Annotated in this window: 23 protein-coding genes; 13 read left to right on the forward strand and 10 right to left on the reverse strand. The window is 49.5% G+C overall.

The features are described from left to right. Positions 1–15: 15 nt before the first annotated feature. Together ACFQ45_RS06470 and ACFQ45_RS06475 are read right to left on the reverse strand one after the other, a co-directional pair. The gene (locus ACFQ45_RS06470) at positions 16–825 is read right to left on the reverse strand and encodes a TSUP family transporter (RefSeq protein ID WP_377366178.1); all 810 of its coding nucleotides are present in this window, start codon (positions 823–825) and stop codon (positions 16–18) included. Positions 826–879: 54 nt separating this feature from the next. Next, a complete protein-coding gene (locus ACFQ45_RS06475) occupies positions 880–1,764 on the reverse strand; it encodes a LysR family transcriptional regulator (protein WP_377366179.1) in 885 nt (294 codons plus the stop codon). 101 nt (positions 1,765–1,865) lie between these two features. Here ACFQ45_RS06475 and ACFQ45_RS06480 point away from each other — a divergent pair, with 101 nt between their 5' ends. Together ACFQ45_RS06480 and ACFQ45_RS06485 are read left to right on the forward strand one after the other, a co-directional pair. Beyond that, the gene (locus ACFQ45_RS06480) at positions 1,866–2,105 is read left to right on the forward strand and encodes a DUF2798 domain-containing protein (RefSeq protein WP_377366180.1); all 240 of its coding nucleotides are present in this window, start codon (positions 1,866–1,868) and stop codon (positions 2,103–2,105) included. A gap of 494 nt (positions 2,106–2,599) precedes the next feature. Beyond that, positions 2,600–3,415: a toll/interleukin-1 receptor domain-containing protein gene (locus tag ACFQ45_RS06485; RefSeq protein ID WP_377366181.1), complete on the forward strand. Its 816-nt coding sequence runs from the start codon at positions 2,600–2,602 to the stop codon at positions 3,413–3,415. 90 nt (positions 3,416–3,505) lie between these two features. On the opposite strand, the gene ACFQ45_RS06490 is transcribed toward ACFQ45_RS06485, so the two are convergent. The 4 genes from ACFQ45_RS06490 to aguB all read right to left on the reverse strand — a co-directional run bounded on the left by ACFQ45_RS06490 (position 3,506) and on the right by aguB (position 6,202). After that, positions 3,506–3,781 (reverse strand): helix-turn-helix domain-containing protein, encoded by a 276-nt coding sequence (locus ACFQ45_RS06490; RefSeq protein WP_377366182.1) that lies wholly within the window; start codon positions 3,779–3,781, stop codon positions 3,506–3,508. Next, entirely contained in the window at positions 3,778–4,101 is a 324-nt protein-coding gene (locus ACFQ45_RS06495) for a type II toxin-antitoxin system RelE/ParE family toxin (protein WP_377366183.1), read from the reverse strand. Before ACFQ45_RS06495 ends, ACFQ45_RS06490 begins: the two co-directional genes overlap by 4 nt. Before the next feature lie 132 nt (positions 4,102–4,233). After that, entirely contained in the window at positions 4,234–5,310 is a 1,077-nt protein-coding gene (gene aguA / locus ACFQ45_RS06500; protein ID WP_377366184.1) for an agmatine deiminase, read from the reverse strand. A 13-nt stretch (positions 5,311–5,323) separates the two neighbouring features. After that, on the reverse strand, positions 5,324–6,202 hold the full coding sequence (gene aguB, locus ACFQ45_RS06505; protein WP_377366185.1) for an N-carbamoylputrescine amidase: 879 nt from the start codon (positions 6,200–6,202) through the stop codon (positions 5,324–5,326). 192 nt (positions 6,203–6,394) lie between these two features. Here aguB and ACFQ45_RS06510 point away from each other — a divergent pair, with 192 nt between their 5' ends. Both ACFQ45_RS06510 and ACFQ45_RS06515 read left to right on the forward strand, forming a co-directional pair. Then, entirely contained in the window at positions 6,395–7,885 is a 1,491-nt protein-coding gene (locus tag ACFQ45_RS06510) for an aldehyde dehydrogenase (RefSeq protein WP_377366186.1), read from the forward strand. Between the two features lie 119 nt (positions 7,886–8,004). After that, positions 8,005–9,288: an NAD(P)/FAD-dependent oxidoreductase gene (locus ACFQ45_RS06515; RefSeq protein WP_377366187.1), complete on the forward strand. Its 1,284-nt coding sequence runs from the start codon at positions 8,005–8,007 to the stop codon at positions 9,286–9,288. A 120-nt stretch (positions 9,289–9,408) separates the two neighbouring features. Here ACFQ45_RS06515 and ACFQ45_RS06520 read toward each other — a convergent pair whose 3' ends face one another. Continuing rightward, positions 9,409–10,353: a LysR family transcriptional regulator gene (locus ACFQ45_RS06520; protein ID WP_377366188.1), complete on the reverse strand. Its 945-nt coding sequence runs from the start codon at positions 10,351–10,353 to the stop codon at positions 9,409–9,411. Positions 10,354–10,539: 186 nt separating this feature from the next. Between ACFQ45_RS06520 and ACFQ45_RS06525 the strand changes: the two genes are divergently transcribed. After that, a complete protein-coding gene (locus ACFQ45_RS06525) occupies positions 10,540–11,196 on the forward strand; it encodes a nitroreductase family protein (RefSeq protein WP_377366189.1) in 657 nt (218 codons plus the stop codon). A gap of 32 nt (positions 11,197–11,228) precedes the next feature. Here ACFQ45_RS06525 and ACFQ45_RS06530 read toward each other — a convergent pair whose 3' ends face one another. Continuing rightward, complete coding sequence (locus ACFQ45_RS06530) at positions 11,229–12,047, reverse strand: response regulator transcription factor (RefSeq protein ID WP_377366190.1); 819 nt, start codon at positions 12,045–12,047, stop codon at positions 11,229–11,231. A 571-nt stretch (positions 12,048–12,618) separates the two neighbouring features. On the opposite strand from ACFQ45_RS06530, the gene ACFQ45_RS06535 reads away from it, so the two are divergent. The 7 genes from ACFQ45_RS06535 to ACFQ45_RS06565 all read left to right on the forward strand — a co-directional run bounded on the left by ACFQ45_RS06535 (position 12,619) and on the right by ACFQ45_RS06565 (position 19,211). Then, complete coding sequence (locus tag ACFQ45_RS06535; protein ID WP_377366191.1) at positions 12,619–13,953, forward strand: glutamine synthetase family protein; 1,335 nt, start codon at positions 12,619–12,621, stop codon at positions 13,951–13,953. A gap of 101 nt (positions 13,954–14,054) precedes the next feature. Continuing rightward, positions 14,055–15,146: a polyamine ABC transporter substrate-binding protein gene (locus ACFQ45_RS06540; protein WP_377366192.1), complete on the forward strand. Its 1,092-nt coding sequence runs from the start codon at positions 14,055–14,057 to the stop codon at positions 15,144–15,146. A gap of 77 nt (positions 15,147–15,223) precedes the next feature. Next, positions 15,224–16,378, forward strand: a complete 1,155-nt coding sequence (locus tag ACFQ45_RS06545) for an ABC transporter ATP-binding protein (protein WP_377366193.1) — start codon at positions 15,224–15,226, stop codon at positions 16,376–16,378. Next, entirely contained in the window at positions 16,375–17,307 is a 933-nt protein-coding gene (locus ACFQ45_RS06550) for an ABC transporter permease subunit (protein ID WP_377366194.1), read from the forward strand. Before ACFQ45_RS06545 ends, ACFQ45_RS06550 begins: the two co-directional genes overlap by 4 nt. Then, entirely contained in the window at positions 17,304–18,116 is an 813-nt protein-coding gene (locus tag ACFQ45_RS06555; protein WP_377366195.1) for an ABC transporter permease subunit, read from the forward strand. Before ACFQ45_RS06550 ends, ACFQ45_RS06555 begins: the two co-directional genes overlap by 4 nt. Before the next feature lie 28 nt (positions 18,117–18,144). Then, a complete protein-coding gene (locus tag ACFQ45_RS06560; protein ID WP_377366196.1) occupies positions 18,145–18,855 on the forward strand; it encodes a glutamine amidotransferase-related protein in 711 nt (236 codons plus the stop codon). 134 nt (positions 18,856–18,989) lie between these two features. Continuing rightward, positions 18,990–19,211, forward strand: coding sequence for a hypothetical protein (locus ACFQ45_RS06565; RefSeq protein WP_377366197.1), 222 nt, complete (start codon positions 18,990–18,992; stop codon positions 19,209–19,211). Between the two features lie 76 nt (positions 19,212–19,287). Here ACFQ45_RS06565 and ACFQ45_RS06570 read toward each other — a convergent pair whose 3' ends face one another. Together ACFQ45_RS06570 and ACFQ45_RS06575 are read right to left on the reverse strand one after the other, a co-directional pair. Beyond that, positions 19,288–21,159, reverse strand: coding sequence for a methyl-accepting chemotaxis protein (locus tag ACFQ45_RS06570; RefSeq protein ID WP_377366198.1), 1,872 nt, complete (start codon positions 21,157–21,159; stop codon positions 19,288–19,290). Positions 21,160–21,308: 149 nt separating this feature from the next. Beyond that, a complete protein-coding gene (locus ACFQ45_RS06575; protein ID WP_377366199.1) occupies positions 21,309–21,773 on the reverse strand; it encodes an Lrp/AsnC family transcriptional regulator in 465 nt (154 codons plus the stop codon). Positions 21,774–21,902: 129 nt separating this feature from the next. Between ACFQ45_RS06575 and ACFQ45_RS06580 the strand changes: the two genes are divergently transcribed. Next, a complete protein-coding gene (locus ACFQ45_RS06580; RefSeq protein WP_377366200.1) occupies positions 21,903–22,865 on the forward strand; it encodes a hypothetical protein in 963 nt (320 codons plus the stop codon). Positions 22,866–22,891 lie beyond the last annotated feature (26 nt).

Raw genomic sequence — 22,891 nt, forward strand, 5'->3', positions numbered from 1 at the left:
TAGGGAGGGGTTAAGTCACATCCCAAACGTGGAGTACAACCCAAACCCACAAACCAGCAACAGCGCCCAGCCGATGAATTTAAAGAAGGTGGGCGTTTCGGCTTTTTGAATACGCTCGTGGAAGTGTTGTCCCATCAAGTGGCCGATAAAGGCACATGGCAGTAGCCAGAGTTGATGGATCAACTGCAAATCCACACCTGCGATCAGGAAGGACGCCATCTTGATGCAGACCAAGATAAACCACAGTACAAACAAGGTATCCCGAAGTTGATGGCGGGGTACTTTGGTGGCAAATACCGATACGATCAAAGGTGCGCCAATCAGAGACGTACCGCTAACGTAGCCTCCCATCATTAGCAAAATAGTACTGACAATTGGGTTCTTGCTGTAAAACGGCTTCGCCAAGATGTACGACACCGCAAACACCGCAACTATGATAAAGATAACGCCCGTGACTATGTCGTTGGGTAAGGTTAGCAAACCAAAGACACCGATCAGCTTAGGCACGATCATGATGCCCAGTGCTTTACGCAAATAGCCCCAGGCAATGTTACCCTGCTCGGCTTCGGGCGTGTCATGGCCTTGAGCTGCATTCGCCCGCTGTTCTGCCTTAGCCTTTTGCGCACCGCGCCAAGCGATCCAGCTTGAGAAGACCAGCAAATGAATGGAAATAATCGGTAGGAACACCAAAGGATCGTTGTGAACCAAGAGCAAGAATGGCAACGCCAGTACCGCACCGCCAAAGCCCAACCCCGTGCGGACAAAGCCACTCCAAATGAAGATGCCTGCGATTGCGGCATACTGCCACCAAAGTAACTGTTCCATAGTTCTAAATCCTTACCACTAGCCCGTGAACAATGTTTAACCTATAAGACTAAATTATGAGGGGATAAACCACGCTTGGCTATGGAGAAACTGAGTTAATTCATCACGTACCAGCTTGGCTCTGACTGACAAACTGCGTCGATAGGCCCAGACCAAGTAGATCTCACGACGTCGGCCGCGCCAATCGGGCATGACTCGGATTAAATGACCTTCCTGAATGGCATCGTACACCATGCTTTGCGGTAACAGGCTGACCCCATGACCGTGCTTGGCCAACGTGACCGCGATGCGCATATCATTGCCAGTATGTCGATGAGTCTTTTGCAGCGTGTGCTCCTCCCCCGACTCATGAATGATGTGCCAATCATAAAATAACTGCCCTGCCACACTGTCCGCCTGCTCCAATTCCTCGATACTTTGCGGCAACGGAGTAAACGTCGGTGACGCGACCATAATGCTTTGGATCTCGCCTACCTTACGCTGAATCAGGGATAAATTAGACGACTGCCCCGAACGCAACGCTAAGTCTGCCTGAGTGTCTTGTAGGCTTTCGTAATAATTGCTTAACTCGATTCTTAGGCTGATCTTTGGGTACTTTGCAGCGAAATACGCCCAAAAGTCATCAAGTGGGCCAGTGCCTAGATTCGTCGGTGCCAGAATCTTCACCTCACCTTCCAGACTGTTTAGCGTATGATCCAGATTGGAAATCCGCTGGTCTAAGGCCTCTATATACTCCGCACATTCTCGGTAATAACGCTCTCCAACCGTAGTCAGCGTTAAACCTTTGGTAGAACGATGTAGCAATACCGAGCCAAGCTTGGCCTCTAATGCGGCGATCCTCCGCGAAACCGTCGCGATCGTCATTCCCAACTTATCCGCCGCAGCCGTCAGACTTTTTGTGTCCGCCGCAACGATAAAGATTCTTAAGTCATCTAACATTTTGCATATTTGTAAAAAGGGTTATTGAAAGTGGCTATTTTTACCAATATAGCGGTTTGCTATCCTAAATGCATTGAAGCATTACTGAGAGGAACTTCTCTATGAAACATCGCATGATCTTCGCGGCCCTAATGTCCTTTGTCTTGTCATTCCTAATGACCGCTTGGGTAACCTTCGTCAACCTAGGCATGCATCCAGACTTCGTCACCTTCTGGATGAAATCTTGGGTACTGGCATGGCCAGCAGCGGGCGTCATCTCGTTTATCTTTGGCCCATACTTGCACCAACTAGCCACCAAACTGGCAACTGGCAAACCAGCACCCGCCAAAGCCGTTAAATAAACCGCTCCATTAAAAAAGCCACGTCAGAGCTACCCCTGACGTGGTTTTTTCATACCGCAATAACCCTCTTCCTAGCTTGTAGGAACCAAATCCCTGCTCTCGTGGGAACCAAATCCTTTTGGTGACGAGGATTGCAGTCTAGCTGCCAAATAGAAGCCACCGCAAACGCATCGAGGCTCTATGCAAGGCCGATGTTATTGGATATGCCGAAAGAATAGCTTAGTCTGTAATCAATGCAGTCATGGATGACGAAAAGCCTTTCTTTTCCTCTTCTTGATATGCTCGGTTATTTAGATAAATACGCATGCTCGTTTTTACACTGATAATCGTACGAGAGTCCTGTTTAACTCTTTAAAATTATATAGTTATTTTTCTTAATTTTATGAGTGTTAAACAAAATAACGCGCAGGCGCAGTTTATTTCATAAATACGCATGCGCATTAATAAAATGTTATGAGTCATCAGGAATTTTATAATTCAGTGAAGGTTTTTAGATGAAAGATGTATTTTTGTCCCATGCAAGTCCTGATAAAGAAAATATAGTTCGTCCTTTCGCAGAGAAGCTAGGAAAGCAAGGTATTTCTTATTGGCTTGACGAAGCTGAAATGATTTGGGGGGATAAGTTAGGAAAGAGTATTAACGCTGGTCTTGAAAAATCAAATTATATAATTGTATTTATAAGTGAACACTTTGTTGGAAGAAATTGGGCTGAAGCAGAATTGAGTTCAGCTTTAACCAGAGAGAATAGTGAGGGGAGAAATGTTGTCTTACCAATAGTGATAGGTAACCCAAATACAGTGCTCTCTTCCTACCCTCTTTTAAGAGATAAAATATACAAGAAATGGGACGACGGTATTGATTCTTGTATTGAATCTCTAAAAGACGTTATTTTTTCTTCTAAATTGAACAAAACTTTAGATGCAAGAGTGTATGGAACTGTTCATGATGTGAAAGTAAATCCTGGGCTAATTATTGAGCTTCTAGGTAAAATGAACTCTCACGCATGCTATCCTCCAGAATATTTTTTAGAAAGCCTGACAGAGAGTGGGCTGTTAGTTAAAGCATTTCCTGATAATAAGGGAATTGTCATAAATGGTAAATCCATACCCGAAGTAACACCAGATTTTGGAGAGGCAGCAATATGGTCTCTCGATGTAGCCAGCTGTTGCTGGGAAATATTAATGAAAAGGCCTTTTGAACATCAGTTTTTCGGTCGGGGAAAGCATTACAGGCATGTTGTTGCATCATTAAGGCATTATCTTTTGGGAGTTGAAATAGCTCAAGAATTTGAAAGGGATGGGCCAGGATAATTTAAATGTTATGCATATAACAAACCAAGGCAGCATCAGCCCTTCGGGCTGGACGAGCTATCGCGCACCGCTGCTTTGAGCGTTATACCCTCACCTCTTCCTAACCCCCAAACTCAACTCAAACCCACACGCGTCAGCATACTTAAGCAAGGTCAGCCAACTCGGGTTAGCGTTGCCTCGCTCCAATCGGCTGATGTTGCTTTTCTGCGTATGCATGCGCTCGGCAACTTGTTCTTGAGTCAAGCCTGCCTCAGTACGCATAGAAAGCAGCTGATCGATAAATGAGAATTCACTTTCCAAGCTTTGGTATTCGTCATGTACTTGAGGGTTTGAAAGTGCTTTTTGTTTAAGATTGTTTAGGCTCATTTAGATTGCACCTCTTTCTGTCTTTGTATGGCTATGGTTAGTTCTTTCTTAGGTGTCTTTTGGCTTTTTTTAACAAATGCATGCAACACGATTATTTCATTGCCTTTTAGATAACAGAACAAACCACGACCAATGCCTTCCTGAGCTTTTGCTCGTATTTCGAATAATCCATTGCCCATGGATTCTGTATGAGGCGGCCCTAAGTTCGCTCCATGGTTTTCCATGAGTTCTAAAAGCCGAATCATTCTAGCTTGTATTTTCGGAGGCATTGATAGGATTGAGTCTTCAACGCCATTGTAAAATTGTATGTTCCAATGCATGCTTCCCTCCATGGAAGTTATCTTTTATGATAACTGTGGTTGTCTGCTTTTTCAACAATGCACTTCTTACGCACACAAAAAAACCACGTCAGAGCAAACTCTGCCGTGGTTTTTTCACTTCTCCAACAACCCCTAAGCAGGCATTTGCTGTGTAATACAGTGCAGGTTGCCGCCACCGAGCAGGATATCCCTCGCTGGGATGCCTACCAGTACATAATCAGGAAAGGCTTTTTGTAGTACTTCTGCGGCGATTTGGTCTTTATCTGCGTCTAACAGCGGGTAAAATAGCGCCCCGTTACAGATTAGGAAGTTGGCATAGGAGCCGCCTAGGCGTTCACCGGCTTCCCGAGCCATGCGGTCTGGTTGTTTTAAGCCTGCGGCTTCGTCCGCTGTCATGTACAAAGGCCCCGGCATTGGGATGGGGTGGACTTTGATAGGACGGCCTTTTGCGTCCGTTTGCTCAGCCAGTACCTTTAAGGCGGCTTGGCTGATGGCGTATTGGGGATCGGTTGGGTCGTCACAGACGGTTAGGATGACTTCGCCGGGTTTCACCACATGCAGCAGGTTGTCGATATGGCCATTGGTTTCGTCGTTGAATAAGCCATGCTCTAGCCATATGACTTTTTCTACGTTGAGGTAGTCTTTGAGGTGTGCCTCGATGTCTTCCCGAGTTAAGTCAGGGTTGCGGCTGGGATGCAGTAAGCATTCTTCCGTGGTGTAGATGGTGCCTTCCCCATCGCTGTGGATGGAGCCGCCTTCGAGAATCAAGGGTGCGTCGTAGCGCTGTACGGCTTCGATCTCAGCAATGCGTGTGGCCACGGTTTCGTCATCGGACCAATCATCGTAAAGGCCATCCAACTTGCCCCCCCAAGCATTAAACCCCCAGTTCACTGCGCGCTTTTCCCCGTCAGCGCTCACGACCATGGTGGGGCCTATGTCCCGCATCCAAGCATCGTTGTACGCCATGGGAAAAATCTGTACCTGAGCCGGTAGCATGGCTCTCGCCTGTGTCTCATGTTCAGGTAATACCGCTACCTTGACCGTGACGTAGCCACTGAGGCGTTCCATAAAGTGGGCAAACGCCGCTTGGGCAGGCAGTGCCTGCTCCCGCCAGTTATCTGGGCGGGTTGGCCATGCGAGCCAAACGCTGGTTTGGGGAGCGTGTTCTCCGGGCATATGAAAGCCGTCTTGGCGAGGCGTCGAGGTCATGGGGTGTTGGCTCCTATTTTGTTTGTCCATCAAGGGTTTGCAGTACCCCATAGTGCTCTGGGCGGCGATCACGGAATAGCCCCCAAGCTTTACGTTGGGCGCGTACATGGTCAAGGTCAAAGGTGTGTAGCAAGATGCCTTGGCTGGTGCGGTCCGCTTGTTCGATCAGTTCGCCACGCTCGTCACAGATAAAGGATGACCCAAAGAAGGTCAGGGACAAGTCACGGTGCTGGGCAGACTCAGTGCCGATACGGTTCGACGCGATCACAGGTACTTGGTTCGCCGCCGCGTGGCCGCGCATGGTGTTGGTCCAGTGGGGCATGCTGTCCATCTCTGGCTGGCTTGGCTCGGAGCCAATGGCCGTTGGGAACAACAAGATGTCAGCCCCCATGAGTGCCATAGAGCGTGCCGTCTCTGGGAACCATTGATCCCAGCAAATACCTACGCCGATGCAGCCAAACTTGGTGTGCCACACTTTGAAGCCCGTATCCCCAGGGCTGAAGTAGTATTTTTCAAGGTAACCATCACTGTCTGGGATGTGGGTTTTGCGGTACACCCCTAACAGCTCGCCCCCTGCATCGATCATGGCAAGGGAGTTAAAACGTACTTGCCCCGCTTGTTCGTACCAGCTAAACGGCAGTACCACGTCTAGCTCTTTGGCTAATTGGGTAAAACGCTGAAACGCTGTGTTCTCGGCAAGGGTGGTGGCCAAGTCATGGTAGCCTTCGTGGATTTCGATACAAAAGTAAGGCGTTTCAAACAACTCTTGAATCAAGATCACCTGCGCACCTTGGGCAGCCGCATCACGAATCAAGTGTTCTGCGCGGTTTAGGTTGTCTTGTTGATCCCAAGTACAGTGCATTTGCGTTGCCGCCACCGTTACCTTTGACATGGTTTGTTCTCCAATGGTCTACCCTAATGGGCACGTTATCGTTATAGGTTGTTGTGAAGATAAAGCGATGTGCCCATGTTAGTGCGTCGAGAAAAAAACGATATACCCCCACGGGGATATGGTGGAAGAGCATGACGCTCAGTTAGTTTAGTGTCATAGCAATACGAATAGACGTCCGAAAAGGGAGTATCCATGAAAACCTACGAACAATGGCAAGCACTACGCAAAACGTTGAAATTGCCAACCGAGGCTTATATCAACGGCCAATACACGCCAGCACAAAGCGGCGAGACGTTTGCTTGCATTAACCCGACGGACGAAAGCGTGCTAGGTCATGTGGCCAGCTGTGATCAAGCGGATGTGGATCTGGCGGTTGCAGCGGCGTCTAAAGCGTTTAAGAGCGGTGATTGGTCCAACATGGCACCCGGTCAACGTAAACGCATCCTACAAAAATGGGCGGATTTGCTGGAACAACACCAAGACGAATTAGCCCTAACGGACACCCTAGACATGGGTAAGTCCATCTCTGAAATGGTGGGCATCGATGTGCCTGATTCCATTGACGCCTTACGCTGGTCAGCCGAGTGCATTGACAAGTTGTACGGCGAAATCGCACCAACCAAACCGAATAACCTTGCCCTGATCAGCCGTGAGCCGCTTGGGGTCGTCGCCATCATTACCCCGTGGAATTACCCACTGATGATGGTGATGTGGAAGATTTCACCAGCGCTTGCCGCTGGTAACAGCGTTATCTTGAAGCCATCGGAGAAGTCTCCCCTAAGCGCTTTGAGAATCGCCGAGTTAGCAACGCAAGCGGGGGTCCCAGATGGTGTATTCAACGTCCTCCCCGGTTTTGGTCACACTGCTGGTAAAGCCCTTGCGTTGCACCATGACATTGGCACTTTAGCCTTCACCGGATCTAGCCGCGTGGCGGGCATGCTGATGGAATACGCCGGTCAATCCAACATGAAACGTGTTTGGTTGGAAGCGGGCGGTAAATCCCCTTGTATCGTGTTTGACGATTGCAAAGACATCAAAGCGGCGGCGCAAGGGGCGGCCACGGCAATCTTCACTAACCAAGGGGAAGTGTGTATTGCCTGCTCCCGCTTGTACGTGCACAGCAAGGTGAAAGACGAGTTCATGGAAGCCCTATTGGAAGCGGCAAAAGCTTATGTGCCGGGTGATCCATTGGATCCAGCGACCAAAATGGGCCCGTTGGTAGACAAAGCTCAATTGGACACTGTGACACGCTTTATCGAAAGCGCCATCGCTGATGGGGCGACCTTAGCCCACGGCGGTGTGCCTGAATACCAAGAGGGTCAAGGCTTCTACGCTAAGCCGACTATCTTTACCGAGGCGGACCATTCCATGGAATTCGTCCGTGAGGAGATCTTCGGCCCAGTATTGGCTGTAATGACCTTTGAAACGGAAGAAGAAGCCATCGAGCTGGCGAACGATTCTAAATATGGCTTGGGTGCGTCCGTTTGGACCAATGACCTAGGCCGCGCCCACCGTGTGAGCCGTCTTTTAGAGTCTGGCATGGTATGGGTAAACACTTGGGGTGACGGGGATACCACAGTGCCATTTGGCGGTGTGAAAGCCTCCGGTAACGGTCGAGACAAGTCTTGGCACGCCCTAGAGAAATATACCGAAGTGAAAAACACCTGGATCAACTTGGCGTAATCGCCACAAGTCTGTTGATCCCAATTTAATTCTGGTGGGCAAGGCGTTCGTCTTGCCCCGATTTGATCCCACAGTTCGCGTACCCACTGGACGCCTACGTGTATTAGGAGAGCTTTTTTATGTCATCCCCTACTCATGCAAATTCTTACTACGCATTTTCAGCGAATGATAAAACGTTGCGCCCAACACTGACGGGTGAGCACCGCTGTGATGTATGTGTTGTGGGGGCAGGCTTCACAGGCATTTCCACTGCTCTGAGCCTTGCTGAAAAAGGTAAAAAAGTCATCGTTGTGGAAGGCAGCCGCATTGGTTTTGGCGCATCCGGTCGTAACGGCGGCCAGATCGTAAACAGCTTCAACCGCGACATTGATTACATCTTTAAAAACTACGGTGACGACATTGGTCACAAGATGGCGAAAATGGCCTTCGCTGGCTCCGAGCTTATCCGTCACCGCATTGAAAAGTACAACATCGACTGTGATCTCAAGCACGGCAACGTGTTTGCGGCCTGTAACCCTAAGCAATTTGAAGAGCTGAAAGCGAAAAAAGCCCTATGGGAATCCCATGGCCATGACGAGCTGGAGCTGCTGACAGCGTCTTCCATCCAAGATCATATCGGTTCAGACCGCTATGCAGGGGGGTTATTGGATCGCAAAGGGGGCCACATTCAGCCATTGAACCTAGTGCTTGGCCAAGCCAAAGCCTTTGAAGCGCTGGGCGGTCAGATTTTTGAAGATTCGGAAGTGGTGCGTCTTGAGCAAGGCGTTCCGGGCAAGGTAGTGACCAAACAAGGCACAGTCATCGCCGATAAGATCGTTGTGGCGGGTAACGCCTATGTGTTTGGCTTACTTCCAGAAGTAGAGAAAAAAGCCATGCCTTGTGGCACTCAGGTGATTGCCACTGAGCCATTGCCAGAGGACCTTCAAAAACAACTGCTTCCCACAGATCGCTGTGTCGAGGACTGTAACTACTTGCTGGATTATTACCGCCTATCCGGTGACGGTCGCCTAATTTATGGGGGCGGCACCACCTATGGCGCCCGTGATCCGGGTAAAATTGAATCCATCATTGTGCCTAAGATGTTGAAAACCTACCCCATGCTAAAAGATGTGAAAATCGACTTTGCTTGGACAGGTAACTTCTTACTGACCATGATGCGCATGCCTCAAGTGGGTAAAATCGGTGAGAACCTATACTACGCCCAAGGTTACTCCGGTCATGGTGTGACCAACTCTCACCTAATGGGTGAGATCCTGTCCGATGCCATTGATGGTGACACAGAGCGCTTTGACGTGTTTGCCAGCATGCCCCAGTACCAGTTCCCTGGTGGACGTATGTTGCGTGTGCCTTACACTGCCATTGGTGCGGCCTACTACAACCTGCGCGACCAGTTGGGAATCTAAGCCTGCTTTAGTCTGTGCATTTTAATTGCGCCCATCAGGTAAAAATAAAAAAGCCGCTTTCGAGCGGCTTTTTTATGTCTATTTCGTTCATTCCGGACGCCTTTAGGCGCGTTTAATCTGTTATACAAAGCGCTCTAAGGTGCTGTGTGGGACGATCCCTCGTTCTGCCAGTTGCGCCAGCAGGTGGTAGGTTTTGTCTCTTAGGGTGTCCCTCAAGAGGCGCATGTTAGGAGTAATGGTCTGTCGGCTTGGGCAAATCAACCAGAGCTCTGTGCTGGGTGTGGGATAGTCGAGCATTAATGGAGTTAAGCGCCGGGCCAATAAGTCATCCGCCACGTCTAAGGCTGATTTTAGAGCTAAGCCTTTTCCTGCCAAACACCAGCGCCGTACCATATCACCATCGTTGGCGGCGCGATTCGCCTTGGGTTTCACCTTATAAATGCGTTGATCGTCTTGAAAATGCCAGACATCGTTCAAGATGTCGCTTAGTTGGTAAAACAAGGCATTGTGTTCCATGACGTCATTAGGATGCTCAGGCGTTGGGTGCTGGGCAAGGTACTCAGGGCTGGCGCAGAGTAATCGGGGCACATTACAGATCTTAAACCCATACAAACTCTTGTCGCTGGGGGCACCATAGCGCACGGCCAAGTCTAGGGCATCTCGATAGAAGTCCATGTTGCTGTCGCTCAGATGTATGCGCACAGACAGTTTAGGATGGGCGTCCATCAGCTCGTCCAGCCACGGGGCAATCATGTTGCGGCCCAAGTCGGAGGCCACGGCTATCCGCAGCTGACCCGAAATGCGTTCTTCCTCAGCATTAAGTGACAATTTCGCTTGCTGCAGTTGTGCCAAGGCGTCAGCACATAGGGGTAAGTAGCGCTCTCCCGCGCTGGAGATGCGGAGTTGGCGGGTGGAGCGAATAAAGAGCTCTGCCCCTAGGGCGGCTTCCACCCGCTTGACCGCAGCGCTGGCGGTGGCCGGTTGCAAGTCGAGATGGGTGGCTGCGGCGGTAATGCTGCCCAGCTCTGCCACTTTTAACACCACTTCTAAGTCTTCGATTTGCATGTTTGTCTCGTTAGTTTATGGCGTATGTAATTGTGAATGAAATGTAGATTACCAAAAATATTTTGATAATGATTCAGTTTAGCGGCTGTTTTTCCCAAGTGGTGGCAGGGTTAGCATGGAGGTATTCATTTAAACAGGCTGTTGAAAAAGGTGTGAACCTGACAGCATAGGATTGAGAGGCTATCCATGTCCCATACCATTATTTCGGATCTAGAAAAACGCTACACCACCAAACATTACGATGCGTCCAAACGCATACCTGCCACGGATCTTGATGTGATTTACGAAGCCTTGCGCTTGTCTGCATCGTCCATTAACTCCCAGCCTTGGAAGTTTGTTGTCATCGAGAGCGAGGAAGCTAAGCAGCGCTTCCATGACTCCTTTGCGAATAAGTTTCAGTTTAACCAGAAGCACGCTAAGGCTGCGTCCCACATCATTTTGTTTGCCCACAAAACCCACTACACTCGTGATGACTACGCTAAGGTCGTGGATCAGCAAATCGCTGACGGCCGAGTGAAGCCTGAAAACCGCGAGCAAGCGTTTGGTAGTTTTGGCTTTGCGGAACTGAACACAGACGAACAGGGCAATACGGAGGCTTGGACAAAAGCGCAAACCTACTTGGCATTAGGCAATACCTTGCATGTATTGGCTCGTCTCGGCATTGATTCTACGTCCCTAGAAGGTGTGGACGCAGACTTGATCGGTGAGTTGTTTGCTGACGAATTAGAAGGCTATCGTTGCGATGTTGGCTTGGCTATGGGTTACCGTAGCGAGGAAGAGGATTACAACGCGACCTTGCCAAAATCGCGCTTGAGCAAAGAAAGTGTGATCACGGTTCTGTAACCGCTTATGGCATGTCTAAGATAGAGAGGCGACTAGTTTGCCTCTCTATCTAATGAATCCAAGTGATTGAGAAATAGCGTAAAAATCTCAGATTGGGTGGAAGTATCCAAGCGGGCGTGAATGTTTTTACGATGGACTTTTACAGTGCCAGCACTGATGCCTAATTCATTGGCAATGGATTTAGACGAATGCCCTCTTAGAAGTAGCCCCAACACTTCTTGCTCACGCCCTGTGAGTACCCCTTGGGCAAAGGTTTTCAGAGCATGCTTCAACGGTCCTGTGGTGGGCGCTCGCTCCACATATTCCCCTGATTGAGATAACCAGAATTGGTGAATCAAAGCTTCTAGCACCGGAAACACGGTTTTCAAATTATTCAGCTCGGTACGGCGTATCGATCCGACGGCCTTCTGCCGACCTAAGGACACGGCGCAGGTAGTGGTCTTGTCCAAGTCCACCAAGATATTAATCTCATCCACCAGATCAAAGTTGCGATAGCAAGTTTGGTAGTACTCGGTTTCTTCGAAGGAGTCTGGTGCCATATCCACAAGGCGATACACCCCCGGAGTGATGCCGTTTTGAATGGCGTTAAACACCGGGTCTAGCAAGTAGGCCTTGTTCAGATACATGCGCAGGGTCGCACTCTGTTCCGACGGGTCACTGGGGTAGATCAGAATGGGTTTGAGAGCCTTTTTGTAGGTCACCACTATGATGGTATCGAAATAACACAGATTGCTAAGAACACCCTCAAGCGCACTCGGAAAGCTGGGTACGCGAATATGGCTGCTCAGATGGCCAATGTCTTTCATGAGCTCTGGAAGCGATAACTGCCCGCGAAGGGTGCTTCTCTGCATTATTTTGAGTCCTCTTTTTGCGCAGCCTTGCGAAAACCAGTCCATAAGTGTGCATTCGGGGTTACTTTAAAACAAATGCGTACCGGAAAAGCAAATCGCAGGCCAAGTCATTATGTCGGTCAACAGTGATTAACTCGACTCATTACTCGGTTTTATACTTTTAACTAAGTGATTTAGAAATCGCTGAAATAAAATAAAATTCCTTCGACTTTTTTCTTCATCTTGTAGTAAAACTAAACCCATAACCCGAAAGATGTTTCGGCTTATGGTGATTAATTGATCGAAACCCTCCATTCCAATTAGAAAAATATCCATTTATATCAGAGTGATAACGTCATTCTCGATAGGTTTTTTCGATCTGTTTGAGTAATAAGTAAACAATTTCCATTGTTCTTGCATATACCCACTCGGGGATAGTTACTCGCATCATTCGCTCGGGTTAAGGTGATTTGTATCGAGAGGAGTTGGACTTTAATCGCGCCACAGCACATAACAAATCGAAAGAAAGCTCGATTATAAAAATGCTGAATAACTCTCTCGCAGTAGAACTAATTTCAAAAGAGAACTTTCTATGTCGGATATGTACCAAGGGAACAATGAATTTGATCTGTTTATTACGGATCTAAATGGCAACCTGCGTGGTAAACGCATCCCTTCCAGTGGTTTAAAAAGTGTGATGACTCAAGGGGTCAAGTTACCTCATTCGGTCATCGGGTTTGATCACTGGGGGGACGACGTTCTCGACAATGGGATGGTCTTTGAAACCGGTGACAGTGATGGTATCTGCTTGCCAGTTCACCCTCAGCCGATCCCAGTGCCATGGGCAGAATCCGCCCGCGACCAGATTTTGGCGATGATGTTTAACGCCGATGGTACGCCATTCTACCCTGACCCTCGCCAAGTACTGACCCGCATAGTGAAGCGCTTTAAAGAGTTGGGTTACACCCCAGTGGTGGCAACCGAGCTGGAATTTTACCTATTAGACGGTACCTCTGAAGCCCAACGTCGCCCTTCTCCACCGGTGATCGTAGACGGTAACGGCTGTCGTCTGAGCAAAACCGACTGTTACTCCATTGAAGAAATGGACGGCCTAGAAGGCTTCTTCGCTGAAGTCCGTCATGCCTGTGAAGCGCAAGGTATCCCAGCAGATACCATCATTTCAGAATTAGGCCCCGGCCAATTTGAGATCAACATGAAGCACACGGATGACGCGGTGCAGGCTGCCGATCATGCGATCATGTTTAAGCGTTTGATTAAGGGCGTTGCCCGTCAGCATGACTTTGGTGCGACCTTCATGGCGAAGCCTTATGCGGACAAAAGTGGTAACGGCTTCCACGTGCACTTCAGCCTGTTAGACGAAGACGGTAAAAACGTCTTTGATAACGGCACAGAGGAAGGCTCAAACATCCTACAACAAGCGGTGGCGGGCTGTTTGAACCACATGGCGGACTCCATGTTGGTGTTTGCGCCCCACATGAACTCTTACCGCCGTTTCCAAACCGGTGCCCACGCGCCGACCTTCGCAAGCTGGGGCTATGAAAACCGTACGGTGGCCGTTCGTATCCCAGAAAGCGAAAACATTGCTCGACGTATTGAGCACCGTGTTGCGGGGGCGGATGCGAATCCTTACTTGGTGCTTGCAGCGGTATTGGGTGCGGCACTTCATGGCATTGAGGCGAAGATGTCGCCACCACAGCCGATCGAAGGGGACGCTTATGCTATGTCTGAGCGTTTTGAGCCGCTTCCAAATCGTTGGGAATTGGCCACGGAAAGCTTCGCAGACAGCAGCTTCTTACGAGAATACCTTGGGGAAGAGTTTGTACGGGTCTTTGGTGCCGCGAAAGAACAAGAGCAATTAAAAATTCATGGCCGTATTTCCAATGTGGAATACGAAGCCTACTTATAAGAGGCGCTCTGCGCTGATAAAAAACATAGCCCTTTAGAGGCTTTTAAAACACATCACAACTGGAATACCGACTTAGGTTGGTGGCAATGGGAGAACATTAAATGAAACGTAACGCATTGAGTTTACTAGTAGCGGGCGCTGTATCGAGCTTTGCAATGAGCAGTCATGCGGAAGATGTCCTAAACATCTATAACTGGTCTGATTACATGGCGCCGGGTGCGTTAGAGCAATTCACCAAAGAGACCGGCATCAAGGTGAACTATGATGTGTACGACAGCAACGAGGTGCTAGAAGCCAAGTTGATGGCAGGTGGCTCTGGCTACGATGTGGTGATGCCTTCCAACTCCTTCTTTGAACGCCAAGTGATGGCAGGGGTGTACCAAAAAGTCGATAAGTCTAAGTTGAGCAACTACGGCAACCTAGATCAAACCCTTGCAAAACAAATTGAAAAGCACGATGCGGGCAACCAGCACAACATCCCATATGCTTGGGGCACGATCGGCATCGGCTACAACACAGCGATGATCGAAGAGCGTCTAGGCACCTCAGAAATCGACTCTTGGGATGTACTGTTTGATCCAAGCGTTGCCGCTAAGCTTGAAGACTGTGGCATTGCCGTATTGGACTCTCCTGCTGAGATGATGTCAGTGGTGAATAACTACCGTGGCGTGGATCCGAACTCAGAAGACAAAGGCGAGCTTGAAGCCTCTACCAAGCTGATGTCTGGCACCCGTGACAACATCAAATACTTCCACTCCAGTAAGTACATTTCTGATCTGGCTAACGGTGACGTGTGTGTGGCCATCGGTTACAACGGTGACATCCTCCAATCCCAAAGCCGTGCAGAAGAAGCTGGCCAAGGGGTAGACATCAACTTTGTGATCCCAAAAGAAGGCACCTTGGTGTGGTTTGACTTGATGGCGATCCCTGCGGATGCTCCTCACCCTGAAGCGGCCCACAAGTTCATCGACTTCATCTTGAAGCCAGAGATTGCTGCGGCCATTTCTAACTACGTTTACTACGCTGTGCCAAACACCGCAGCAGAGCCATTGTTAGACGAAGAAGTGTCTAGCAACAAAGGCGTATACCCAACTCAAGAAGTGAAAGAGAAGCTTTACGTGCAAGTGGCCCACACGGCACGCTTTGACCGCTCTCTGACGCGTGCTTGGACCAACATTAAGACGGGGCGCTAAGCACCCTCGACCGCGCTTTGGCGGCACACCATGGGGTGTGCCGCCCTCCTCGAATATTTTCTGCTGACAGGTGGGTTATGTCTGCTTTTTCTCTTTCTGCTCAAGCGTCGTCTCAGGCCAAACCAATTTGGCGTCAGGCGGATGCGGAACCGTTTGTTCAAATCGAACAAATTAACAAGCAATTCGGCGATTTTACCGCCGTAAACAATGTTTCTTTAGACATTTACAAGAACGAGCTGTTTTGCCTATTGGGCGGATCTGGCTCCGGTAAAAGTACCCTTTTGCGTATGTTGGCAGGGTTTGAAGCACCCACTTCCGGTCGCATCTTAATCGATGGCGTGGACATGTCCAACACACCACCTTGGGAACGTCCCGTGAACATGATGTTCCAGTCCTATGCCTTGTTTCCTCACCTAAGTGTGGAAGCCAATGTGGCATTTGGTTTGAAGCGTGAAGGCTTGCCAAGTGGTGAGGTTGCCAAGCGTGTGGCCGACATCCTTGATATGGTTCAGCTGGGCCATCTGGCTCGCCGTAAACCTCATATGCTGTCCGGTGGACAACGTCAACGTGTGGCGCTGGCCCGCTCTTTGGTCAAACAGCCGAAGTTGCTGCTACTGGACGAGCCTCTTGGGGCGCTGGATAAAAAGCTCCGGGAAGAAACACAATTTGAGTTGATGCGTCTGCAAGACGAGCTAGGCATTACTTTCGTTGTGGTTACCCATGACCAAGAAGAAGCCATGACCTTGGCGACGCGGATTGGTGTGATGAATAACGGCGTCATCGTACAGACCGCCGAACCCCATGAAGTTTACGAATACCCTAACAACCGCTTTGTGGCAGAGTTCATTGGTAACGTGAACTTGTTTGATGGCACTGTGGTGGCCGATGAGCGTGACAGTGCGTCCATCCATTGCCCAGATACAGAAGGCTTGGTGTACCTAGATCACGGCATTAGCTGTGCGCCGAACCAAAACGTCAGTGTGGCGATCCGCCCAGAGAAGATCCGCATTAGCCGTGATGCCTTTGATGCGCCGCATAACGTGGCCAGCGGTATCATTACAGAAGTGGCCTACATGGGCAGCCAGTCCATTTACAAGGTGCGCCTACCTTCTGGTAAAGAAATCCGCATTACTCAACCAAACGTCCAGCGTGATACCGGTGACCGCCTTACTTGGGACGACCAAGTGCATCTAGCTTGGGACCCAGACAGCAGCGTGGTGTTAACTTCATGATGTCTTCAACCTCCAACTCGTCTCGCATCACCGTGTTACAGCGGCTACAGGCGTTGCGCTTGGGTCGTTGGATGGTGATTTTGGTGCCCATGCTGTGGCTGGCGGCGTTTTTCTTCATTCCGTTCTTGGTGGTGTTTAAGATCTCTTTGTCTGAGGCAATGATCGCCGTACCGCCCTATTCGCCTTTGTTTGAATGGGACCCAAGCAACGCCTACGCCACCTTAAAAGTCACCTTTGGTAACTACTTATTTTTGTTTGAGTCGCGCTTTTACTTGGATGCTTACTTAAGCTCTTTGCGCATTGCGGCGATCTCTACCTTCTTTACCTTGATCATTGGTTTTCCCATTGCGTACTTGATTGCCCGCAGCGGTCCGACCATGCGTACGGTGTTGTTATCTTTAGTGATTTTACCGTTTTGGACGTCTTTCCTACTGCGTGTTTATGCGTGGATGGCGTTGTTGAAAAAGAACGGTTTAGTCAACGAAGTGCTGATGTCTATTGGACTTATCGACCAGCCTTTGCAGATTTTGCAAACGGACTTCGCGGTTTATTTGGGCATCGTCTACACCTACTTGCCGTTTATGATTCTGCCCCTGTATACGACCCTAGAAAAAATGGATATGAGCCTTGTGGAAGCGGCCCTTGATTTGGGTGCGAAGCCTTGGCGTGCCTTCTGTCTCGTGACCTTGCCATTGGCGAAGCCGGGCATTATTGCAGGCTGTCTGCTGGTGTTTATCCCTGCAGTGGGTGAATACGTGATCCCAGCCCTACTTGGTGGCTCTGATACCCTGATGATTGGTCGTGTGCTCTGGGATGAGTTCTTCCTAAACCGTGATTGGCCGTTGGCGTCAGCGGTGGCGATCATCATGCTGATTGTTTTGGTGGGACCGATTATGTTCATGCGTAATGGCAATAAGGAGGCCTTATGAAGAAGGGAAATTCCCTCGCCCTAAAAGCCAGCGCAGGCTTTGGCTTCTTGTTTTTATATGCGCCCATTATTGCGCTGATCGTTTACAGCTTTAACGAATCCAAACTGGTGACGGTTTGGGGGGGCTGGTCGTTAAAGTGGTATGTTGAGCTGTTTCAAAACGAACAGATCATGAATGCGGCTTGGGTGAGCTTAAAAATTGCCTTTATCAGTGCCACCTTAGCGGCGGTATTGGGCACCTTGGCAGGTTTTGTCCTGAGCCGTATGGGACGCTTCCGTGGCAAAACCATTATGGCAGGTTGGGTAACAGCGCCTCTGGTGATGCCAGAAGTGATTACTGGTTTGTCCCTATTGCTGCTGTTTGTTGCTATGGAAAGCCTCTTCGGCTGGCCAGCAGGTCGTGGCACCACCACTATTGTGATTGCCCATACCACCTTCTGTCTCGCCTACGTGGCGGTGGTCGTGCAATCGCGCCTGTCGTCCTTGGATGAAACCTTAGAAGAAGCGGCCATGGACCTAGGGGCTAAACCGGTGTCCTTGTTCTTCTTGATCACCTTACCCTTGATTGCACCCGCCATATTGTCTGGTTGGTTGTTGTCGTTTACCTTATCGCTGGATGATCTGGTGATCGCCAGCTTTGTCTCTGGGCCAGGCAACTCCACTTTGCCTATGGTGATCTTCTCGAAAGTGCGCCTAGGGGTGACGCCTGAGATCAATGCTCTAGCCACCTTGATGATCTTGGCGGTATCCATTGCTGTCATCGCGGCGATTGTCATCATGCGCCGTCAAAACCGTTTCCATGGGCCGTGATCGGCCCATTGTTAGAAGGAAGAAGTAAATGAAGATTGGTATTCTTGCGGCAGGTATTACTCCGGATGCATTGCGCTCCCAGTACCCAACCTATGGCGAGATGTTTGCCCAGCAGATCGGCGCCTTAGAGCCTGAGTTGTCGTTTGAAATTTTCGATGTGCGCTTGGATGAGTTCCCAGAGAGCACCCAAGCCTGCGATGGCTGGTTGATCACGGGTTCCAAATCCGATGCCTACGGGGACGACCCATGGATCATTAAGCTGTGCGACTTCATTCGTGAAGTGGATGCTAACGGACAAGTGTTGGTGGGTATCTGCTTTGGTCATCAGGTCATTGCCCGTGCCTTGGGTGGTCGAGTGGCGAAGTTTGATGGCGGTTGGGGCGTTGGGGTTCACCATTACCAAGTGGTGGAAGACATCCCTACCTTACCAGCGGTGAAAGACATTGCTTTTTGTGCTTTTCACCAAGACCAAGTGCTTGAAAAACCAGCCAAAATGACGACTTTCCTAACCAGCAATTTCTGCCAGCATGCGGGACTGATTTACCAAGATCGTATTCTGACCTTCCAAGGACACCCTGAGTTTTCCAAGGTTTACGAGAACGAGCTAATCGACCTATATGATGGGGTGACCTTGCCCCCTGACGTGGCTGAAAAAGCTCGCCAAAGCGTGGCCCAAGAAACCATTCACAACCAGTCTTTAATGGCTTGGATTGGCCAATTCCTCAAAGCCCGCGCCTAGGGCTTTGAATCCGCTCCCACATTAAGTCTGATGCGGCTGATAGGCGGCTGTTGTGGGAGCTGAATCCTTTCATTGATCCTAAACATCCCTACCTCTATTATCGATGGCCATTAGCAATGGTTTTAAGTAGGTGGATGATGGTGTTGTTTTTTCCGGCTCAGCAGGCGCTTGATTGCTTGAGTGATAGCGGTCGCATTCTGGGTAAGATTGAGTTTGATGGGGTGTCCGATACGTATGTATTTGCTCCACAGGATGCGTCCGTTCCTTTGACCGATGCTGAGGCGTCTAGCATTGCTGCAAAACTGGCGAACTTATCCGCGGGGCATGCTTCCATTGCCATGCAGGACGATGATTAGGGGTGAGTCGCTCTTTGTTAAGTGAAGACAAAAAAAGCCAGCTAAAGTCGCTGGCTTTTTTGGTTGCGTGGGACGGTTACACTTTGAAGCGATCCAAGATGTCTTTCTGTGATTCCGTATGGGAACGCTGTTTTGCCATGGCGTCACTGGAGTCTTGGGCCAGCTCGACCACGGATGTGGACAGGGTTTTGATCTTCACAGCATTTTGATTGATCTCTTCTGCCACATGGCTTTGCTCTTGTGCCGCGGAGGCAATTTGCGCATTCATATCGCTGATTTGTTCGATCGATTGACGAATACGGTCTAGGGCAGCATCGGCTTGTTGGGCATTTTCGACGGCTTTTACAGCCGTATTGCGGCTCTCTGTCATGGCATGGGACACAGCCGCTGAGCCATTTTGTAGTTGCTCAATCATGCCGCGGATTTCGGTAGTCGATTCTTGGGTTCGTTGGGCAAGGGTACGCACTTCATCTGCCACCACGGCGAAGCCGCGACCAGATTCGCCTGCACGAGCCGCTTCAATGGCTGCGTTCAAGGCGAGCAGGTTGGTTTGGTCTGCGATTTCGTTGATGACCGCAAGAATCGTCTCGATGTTACTGGTGGCGTGCTCTAGGCCTTTCACTTGCTCCACAGCTTGATCGATTCGATCAGATAGGGCATCAATCGATTTAGCGGTCTCGCTGACCACAGAAGAGCCCTCAATGGTTGTGCGGTCTACTTCGTTGGCGGATTCCGACGCCCGTTGTGCATTCTCAGCCACTTCGTTAGAAGCCAAGGACATTTCATGGATCGCAGTGGCGAGCATTTCCAACTCTTTTAGTTGGTCTTCCATGGCTTGAGAGGATTGGCGTGAGCTGCTGACGGTTTGTGCGCCGCTGGCGGCCACTTCATCTCCCAGTAGTTTTAGGTGCGTAATGCGCTCCTGCAAACTGGCAGCAAATTGATTGAAGCCGTTGGCCAGTTCCGCAAACTCCGGTGTATTGCTTGGGGTAATGCGTTTTGTCAGGTCGCCTCTACCCGTGGCAACGTCTTGAATGGCAGCATTCAGCTCCCCAAGAGGACGCAATAGGGTTTTGATCAGTAGGGTCATAACAATCACGCTGATGAGAATGCCTAGTACGCCAAAAATAATCGCATTGGTGCGCAGTTTGGCGATCGCTGAGAAGGCTTTATCTTCATCTACGACAGCGATGACGTACCAGTTTTGGCTTGGCTCACGGGTAATACTGACGAGGCTGTTATCACCATTCAGTTTAAGTTGTTGCAGGCCTTCTTTTAGGGACACCGAAGGCAGTACTTCAGAGAAGTTTTTGCCGTTACTGTCTGCGTTAGGATGCGCAATGACTTGGCCTTGGTCTGTCACGAGAAACAGGTAGCCCGCATCGAAAATATTCACAGAGTTGGCTAGCTCTGATAGCCCGCCTAGCTCTAAGTCATAGAACATGGCGCCCACAAACCGATTGCCTTCCATGACGGGGTTACCGATGGAGATAATGGTTTGCTTGGTGGAGACATCCACATAAGGTGCTGTGAAAATTTGCGTGCGTTCACGTTTGGCATCCATGTACCAAGGGCGCTTACGTGGGTCGTAGCTCGCGTCAGGCTCCCAGCCATCATCGTTTTCTACCACAACCGCATCGGATTCATACCCTAGTCCGATGGCTAGGAAGCTGTTCTTAATGGCTGGTTGTTCCAGCAATTGTTTGACGTAAGTTCGGTCATTAGGATTGAGTTCAATGCTTTCTGTCATGCTTTGCGCCAAGGCGCTTTTGTTGGACAGTTCTGCGCTGATTGTATTCCCTACCCCGACAACCATTTCCTTCAGGCTGACTTTGACTAAACCTTCGACTTCTGACCGCACAGTGAGTAACTGTTGGACGCTCAGTAAACCAACGGTCAAGGCTAACAATAGCGATGACGTCGCAACGACTTTATGACTAAAACGCATGGAGGCTCCACAAATGGAAAGTGCTGATTATTAGGAAATTTTATCATGCCCGTAGGGGAATTATTAGTATAGTAGGAATTACTAATTTAAAATAAAAAACCTTCATTTCAGTACCATTAATCTGCAAGGGTTCGATGTCTGAGATATGCTTACCTCACCTCTACTGAGGTTTCAAATTTGTCCCGTTTCATGGAAATCAAGGTGCGAAATTTGCGCACGTTGGGATGGCTGTAGAGTAGCCTATCGCAAAGTGTTTCGTAGGCTTCCATGTCTTTCACCATGACGATCAGGACGAAATCGACCTCACCTGTCACTTGGTAACTTTGTTTCACTTCTGGGGTGGCTTGAACCTTTTTAGCGAAGTCCTGAAACAGCTGCTTGTGATCCCGTTCCATAAAGACTTCCACCACCATGTGCAGCATAGAGCCAAGCTTCTGAGGGGCCACTAGGGCTACTTGGCGTGTGATATAGCCTTCTTCTGTTAGGCGTTTGACCCGTTTTAGGCAGGCCGGGGGAGACAGACCCACTTGTTCCGACAGTTGCACATTGGTCACGCTGCAATCTGCTTGCAGTAACGTCAAAATGTTTCGGTCGATGCGATCTAATTCTGTCATGGTTAATTTAATTTTGTTTGATAGTGAATAAACAAATTATATGAAAAGAATTGAGTTTTAAATATGACATTATTTTTCGTCAACCTTCTAGAATAGACGCTTCAATCAGCTCATAGAAATAGGCCAGTTATGATGTCGTTAGTAAAGGAAGTGGGAGCCTTAGGGAAGCAAGCCGCCAGCGTGTATTGGCTGCTGTTAAAGGTGATGGTGCCAGCCCTATTGATCGTGAAGGTGCTGGAAATGGTGGGCGGCGTGACTTTATTAGGGCATGTGTTGTCACCTGTGATGCAGGTGGTGGGCTTGCCCGATGATTTGGGCATTGTGCTGGCGACCATGATGCTGACCAATATCTACACGGGCATGTTGGTGTTTTTTAATTTGGGTTTGTCTGAGCCTCTTAGTGTGGCGCAAGTGACCGTGCTGGGGGCGATGACCCTGCTAGCGCATTCGCTACCCGTAGAAGGCGCGGTGGCCAAGCGTATGGGTGTGAGTTGGCGTGTCACCATTGCTTTAAGGTTTGGTGGTGCTTTGGTTCTCGGTGGTTTACTCAATCTGGTGTACAGCCAGTTTCAATGGCTACAGCAACCGTCTCAGATGCTATGGCAGCCAACGGCCGCGGTCGATGATAGCTTTGTTGGATGGGGCATCAGCCAGATCAAAACCTTAGCGTATATCTACTTTGTGATTTTCGCCTTGATGAGCTTATTGCGCTTGCTACGTGCCTTGGGCATTGAGCGTTTAATCCATACCTTGCTATTCCCCATTTTGCGCATGTTGGGGATTGGTAAATCGGCGGCCAATGTTGCTGTGATCGGGGTGGTGTTAGGTCTGACCTTTGGCGCGGGTTTATTGATCAAGGAAGCAGAGTCCGGTCGCCTTAGCCGCAAAGATATCTTTTTAACCATGGGCTTTTTGGGCCTGTGTCACAGCATCATAGAAGACACCATGTTGATCCTACTGCTGGGGGCTGATCTGTCCGGTATCCTTTGGGCGCGTTTTGTCTTTGCCTTAGTAGTGATCGGGATCTTGGCCCGTTGGTCCTATCTACAGCGCCGTTTGGAGGAGCAACCCAAAGAAACGCCAGTTCTTTAATAGGCTTAAATGTTTCTCAAACCATA

It is taken from the genome of Rhodanobacter aciditrophus (assembly GCF_042679525.1).
Taxonomy (GTDB): Bacteria; Pseudomonadota; Gammaproteobacteria; order Pseudomonadales; family Marinomonadaceae; genus Marinomonas; species Marinomonas aciditrophus.

Excerpts from the sequence above, each read along its gene's own strand:
- ACFQ45_RS06530 (WP_377366190.1), bottom strand. The coding sequence starts at position 12,047 with ATGCAGAGAAGCACCCTTCGCGGGCAGTTATCGCTTCCAGAGCTCATG.
- ACFQ45_RS06550 (WP_377366194.1), top strand. The coding sequence starts at position 16,375 with ATGATGTCTTCAACCTCCAACTCGTCTCGCATCACCGTGTTACAGCGG.
- ACFQ45_RS06580 (WP_377366200.1), top strand. The coding sequence starts at position 21,903 with ATGATGTCGTTAGTAAAGGAAGTGGGAGCCTTAGGGAAGCAAGCCGCC.
- ACFQ45_RS06525 (WP_377366189.1), top strand. The coding sequence starts at position 10,540 with ATGTCCCATACCATTATTTCGGATCTAGAAAAACGCTACACCACCAAA.
- ACFQ45_RS06515 (WP_377366187.1), top strand. The coding sequence starts at position 8,005 with ATGTCATCCCCTACTCATGCAAATTCTTACTACGCATTTTCAGCGAAT.
- ACFQ45_RS06535 (WP_377366191.1), top strand. The coding sequence starts at position 12,619 with ATGTCGGATATGTACCAAGGGAACAATGAATTTGATCTGTTTATTACG.
- ACFQ45_RS06475 (WP_377366179.1), bottom strand. The coding sequence starts at position 1,764 with ATGTTAGATGACTTAAGAATCTTTATCGTTGCGGCGGACACAAAAAGT.
- ACFQ45_RS06555 (WP_377366195.1), top strand. The coding sequence starts at position 17,304 with ATGAAGAAGGGAAATTCCCTCGCCCTAAAAGCCAGCGCAGGCTTTGGC.
- ACFQ45_RS06485 (WP_377366181.1), top strand. The coding sequence starts at position 2,600 with ATGAAAGATGTATTTTTGTCCCATGCAAGTCCTGATAAAGAAAATATA.
- ACFQ45_RS06520 (WP_377366188.1), bottom strand. The coding sequence starts at position 10,353 with ATGCAAATCGAAGACTTAGAAGTGGTGTTAAAAGTGGCAGAGCTGGGC.
- ACFQ45_RS06560 (WP_377366196.1), top strand. The coding sequence starts at position 18,145 with ATGAAGATTGGTATTCTTGCGGCAGGTATTACTCCGGATGCATTGCGC.
- ACFQ45_RS06565 (WP_377366197.1), top strand. The coding sequence starts at position 18,990 with ATGATGGTGTTGTTTTTTCCGGCTCAGCAGGCGCTTGATTGCTTGAGT.
- ACFQ45_RS06575 (WP_377366199.1), bottom strand. The coding sequence starts at position 21,773 with ATGACAGAATTAGATCGCATCGACCGAAACATTTTGACGTTACTGCAA.
- ACFQ45_RS06510 (WP_377366186.1), top strand. The coding sequence starts at position 6,395 with ATGAAAACCTACGAACAATGGCAAGCACTACGCAAAACGTTGAAATTG.
- ACFQ45_RS06490 (WP_377366182.1), bottom strand. The coding sequence starts at position 3,781 with ATGAGCCTAAACAATCTTAAACAAAAAGCACTTTCAAACCCTCAAGTA.
- ACFQ45_RS06545 (WP_377366193.1), top strand. The coding sequence starts at position 15,224 with ATGTCTGCTTTTTCTCTTTCTGCTCAAGCGTCGTCTCAGGCCAAACCA.
- ACFQ45_RS06540 (WP_377366192.1), top strand. The coding sequence starts at position 14,055 with ATGAAACGTAACGCATTGAGTTTACTAGTAGCGGGCGCTGTATCGAGC.
- aguA (WP_377366184.1), bottom strand. The coding sequence starts at position 5,310 with ATGACCTCGACGCCTCGCCAAGACGGCTTTCATATGCCCGGAGAACAC.
- ACFQ45_RS06570 (WP_377366198.1), bottom strand. The coding sequence starts at position 21,159 with ATGCGTTTTAGTCATAAAGTCGTTGCGACGTCATCGCTATTGTTAGCC.
- ACFQ45_RS06470 (WP_377366178.1), bottom strand. The coding sequence starts at position 825 with ATGGAACAGTTACTTTGGTGGCAGTATGCCGCAATCGCAGGCATCTTC.
- aguB (WP_377366185.1), bottom strand. The coding sequence starts at position 6,202 with ATGTCAAAGGTAACGGTGGCGGCAACGCAAATGCACTGTACTTGGGAT.
- ACFQ45_RS06495 (WP_377366183.1), bottom strand. The coding sequence starts at position 4,101 with ATGCATTGGAACATACAATTTTACAATGGCGTTGAAGACTCAATCCTA.
- ACFQ45_RS06480 (WP_377366180.1), top strand. The coding sequence starts at position 1,866 with ATGAAACATCGCATGATCTTCGCGGCCCTAATGTCCTTTGTCTTGTCA.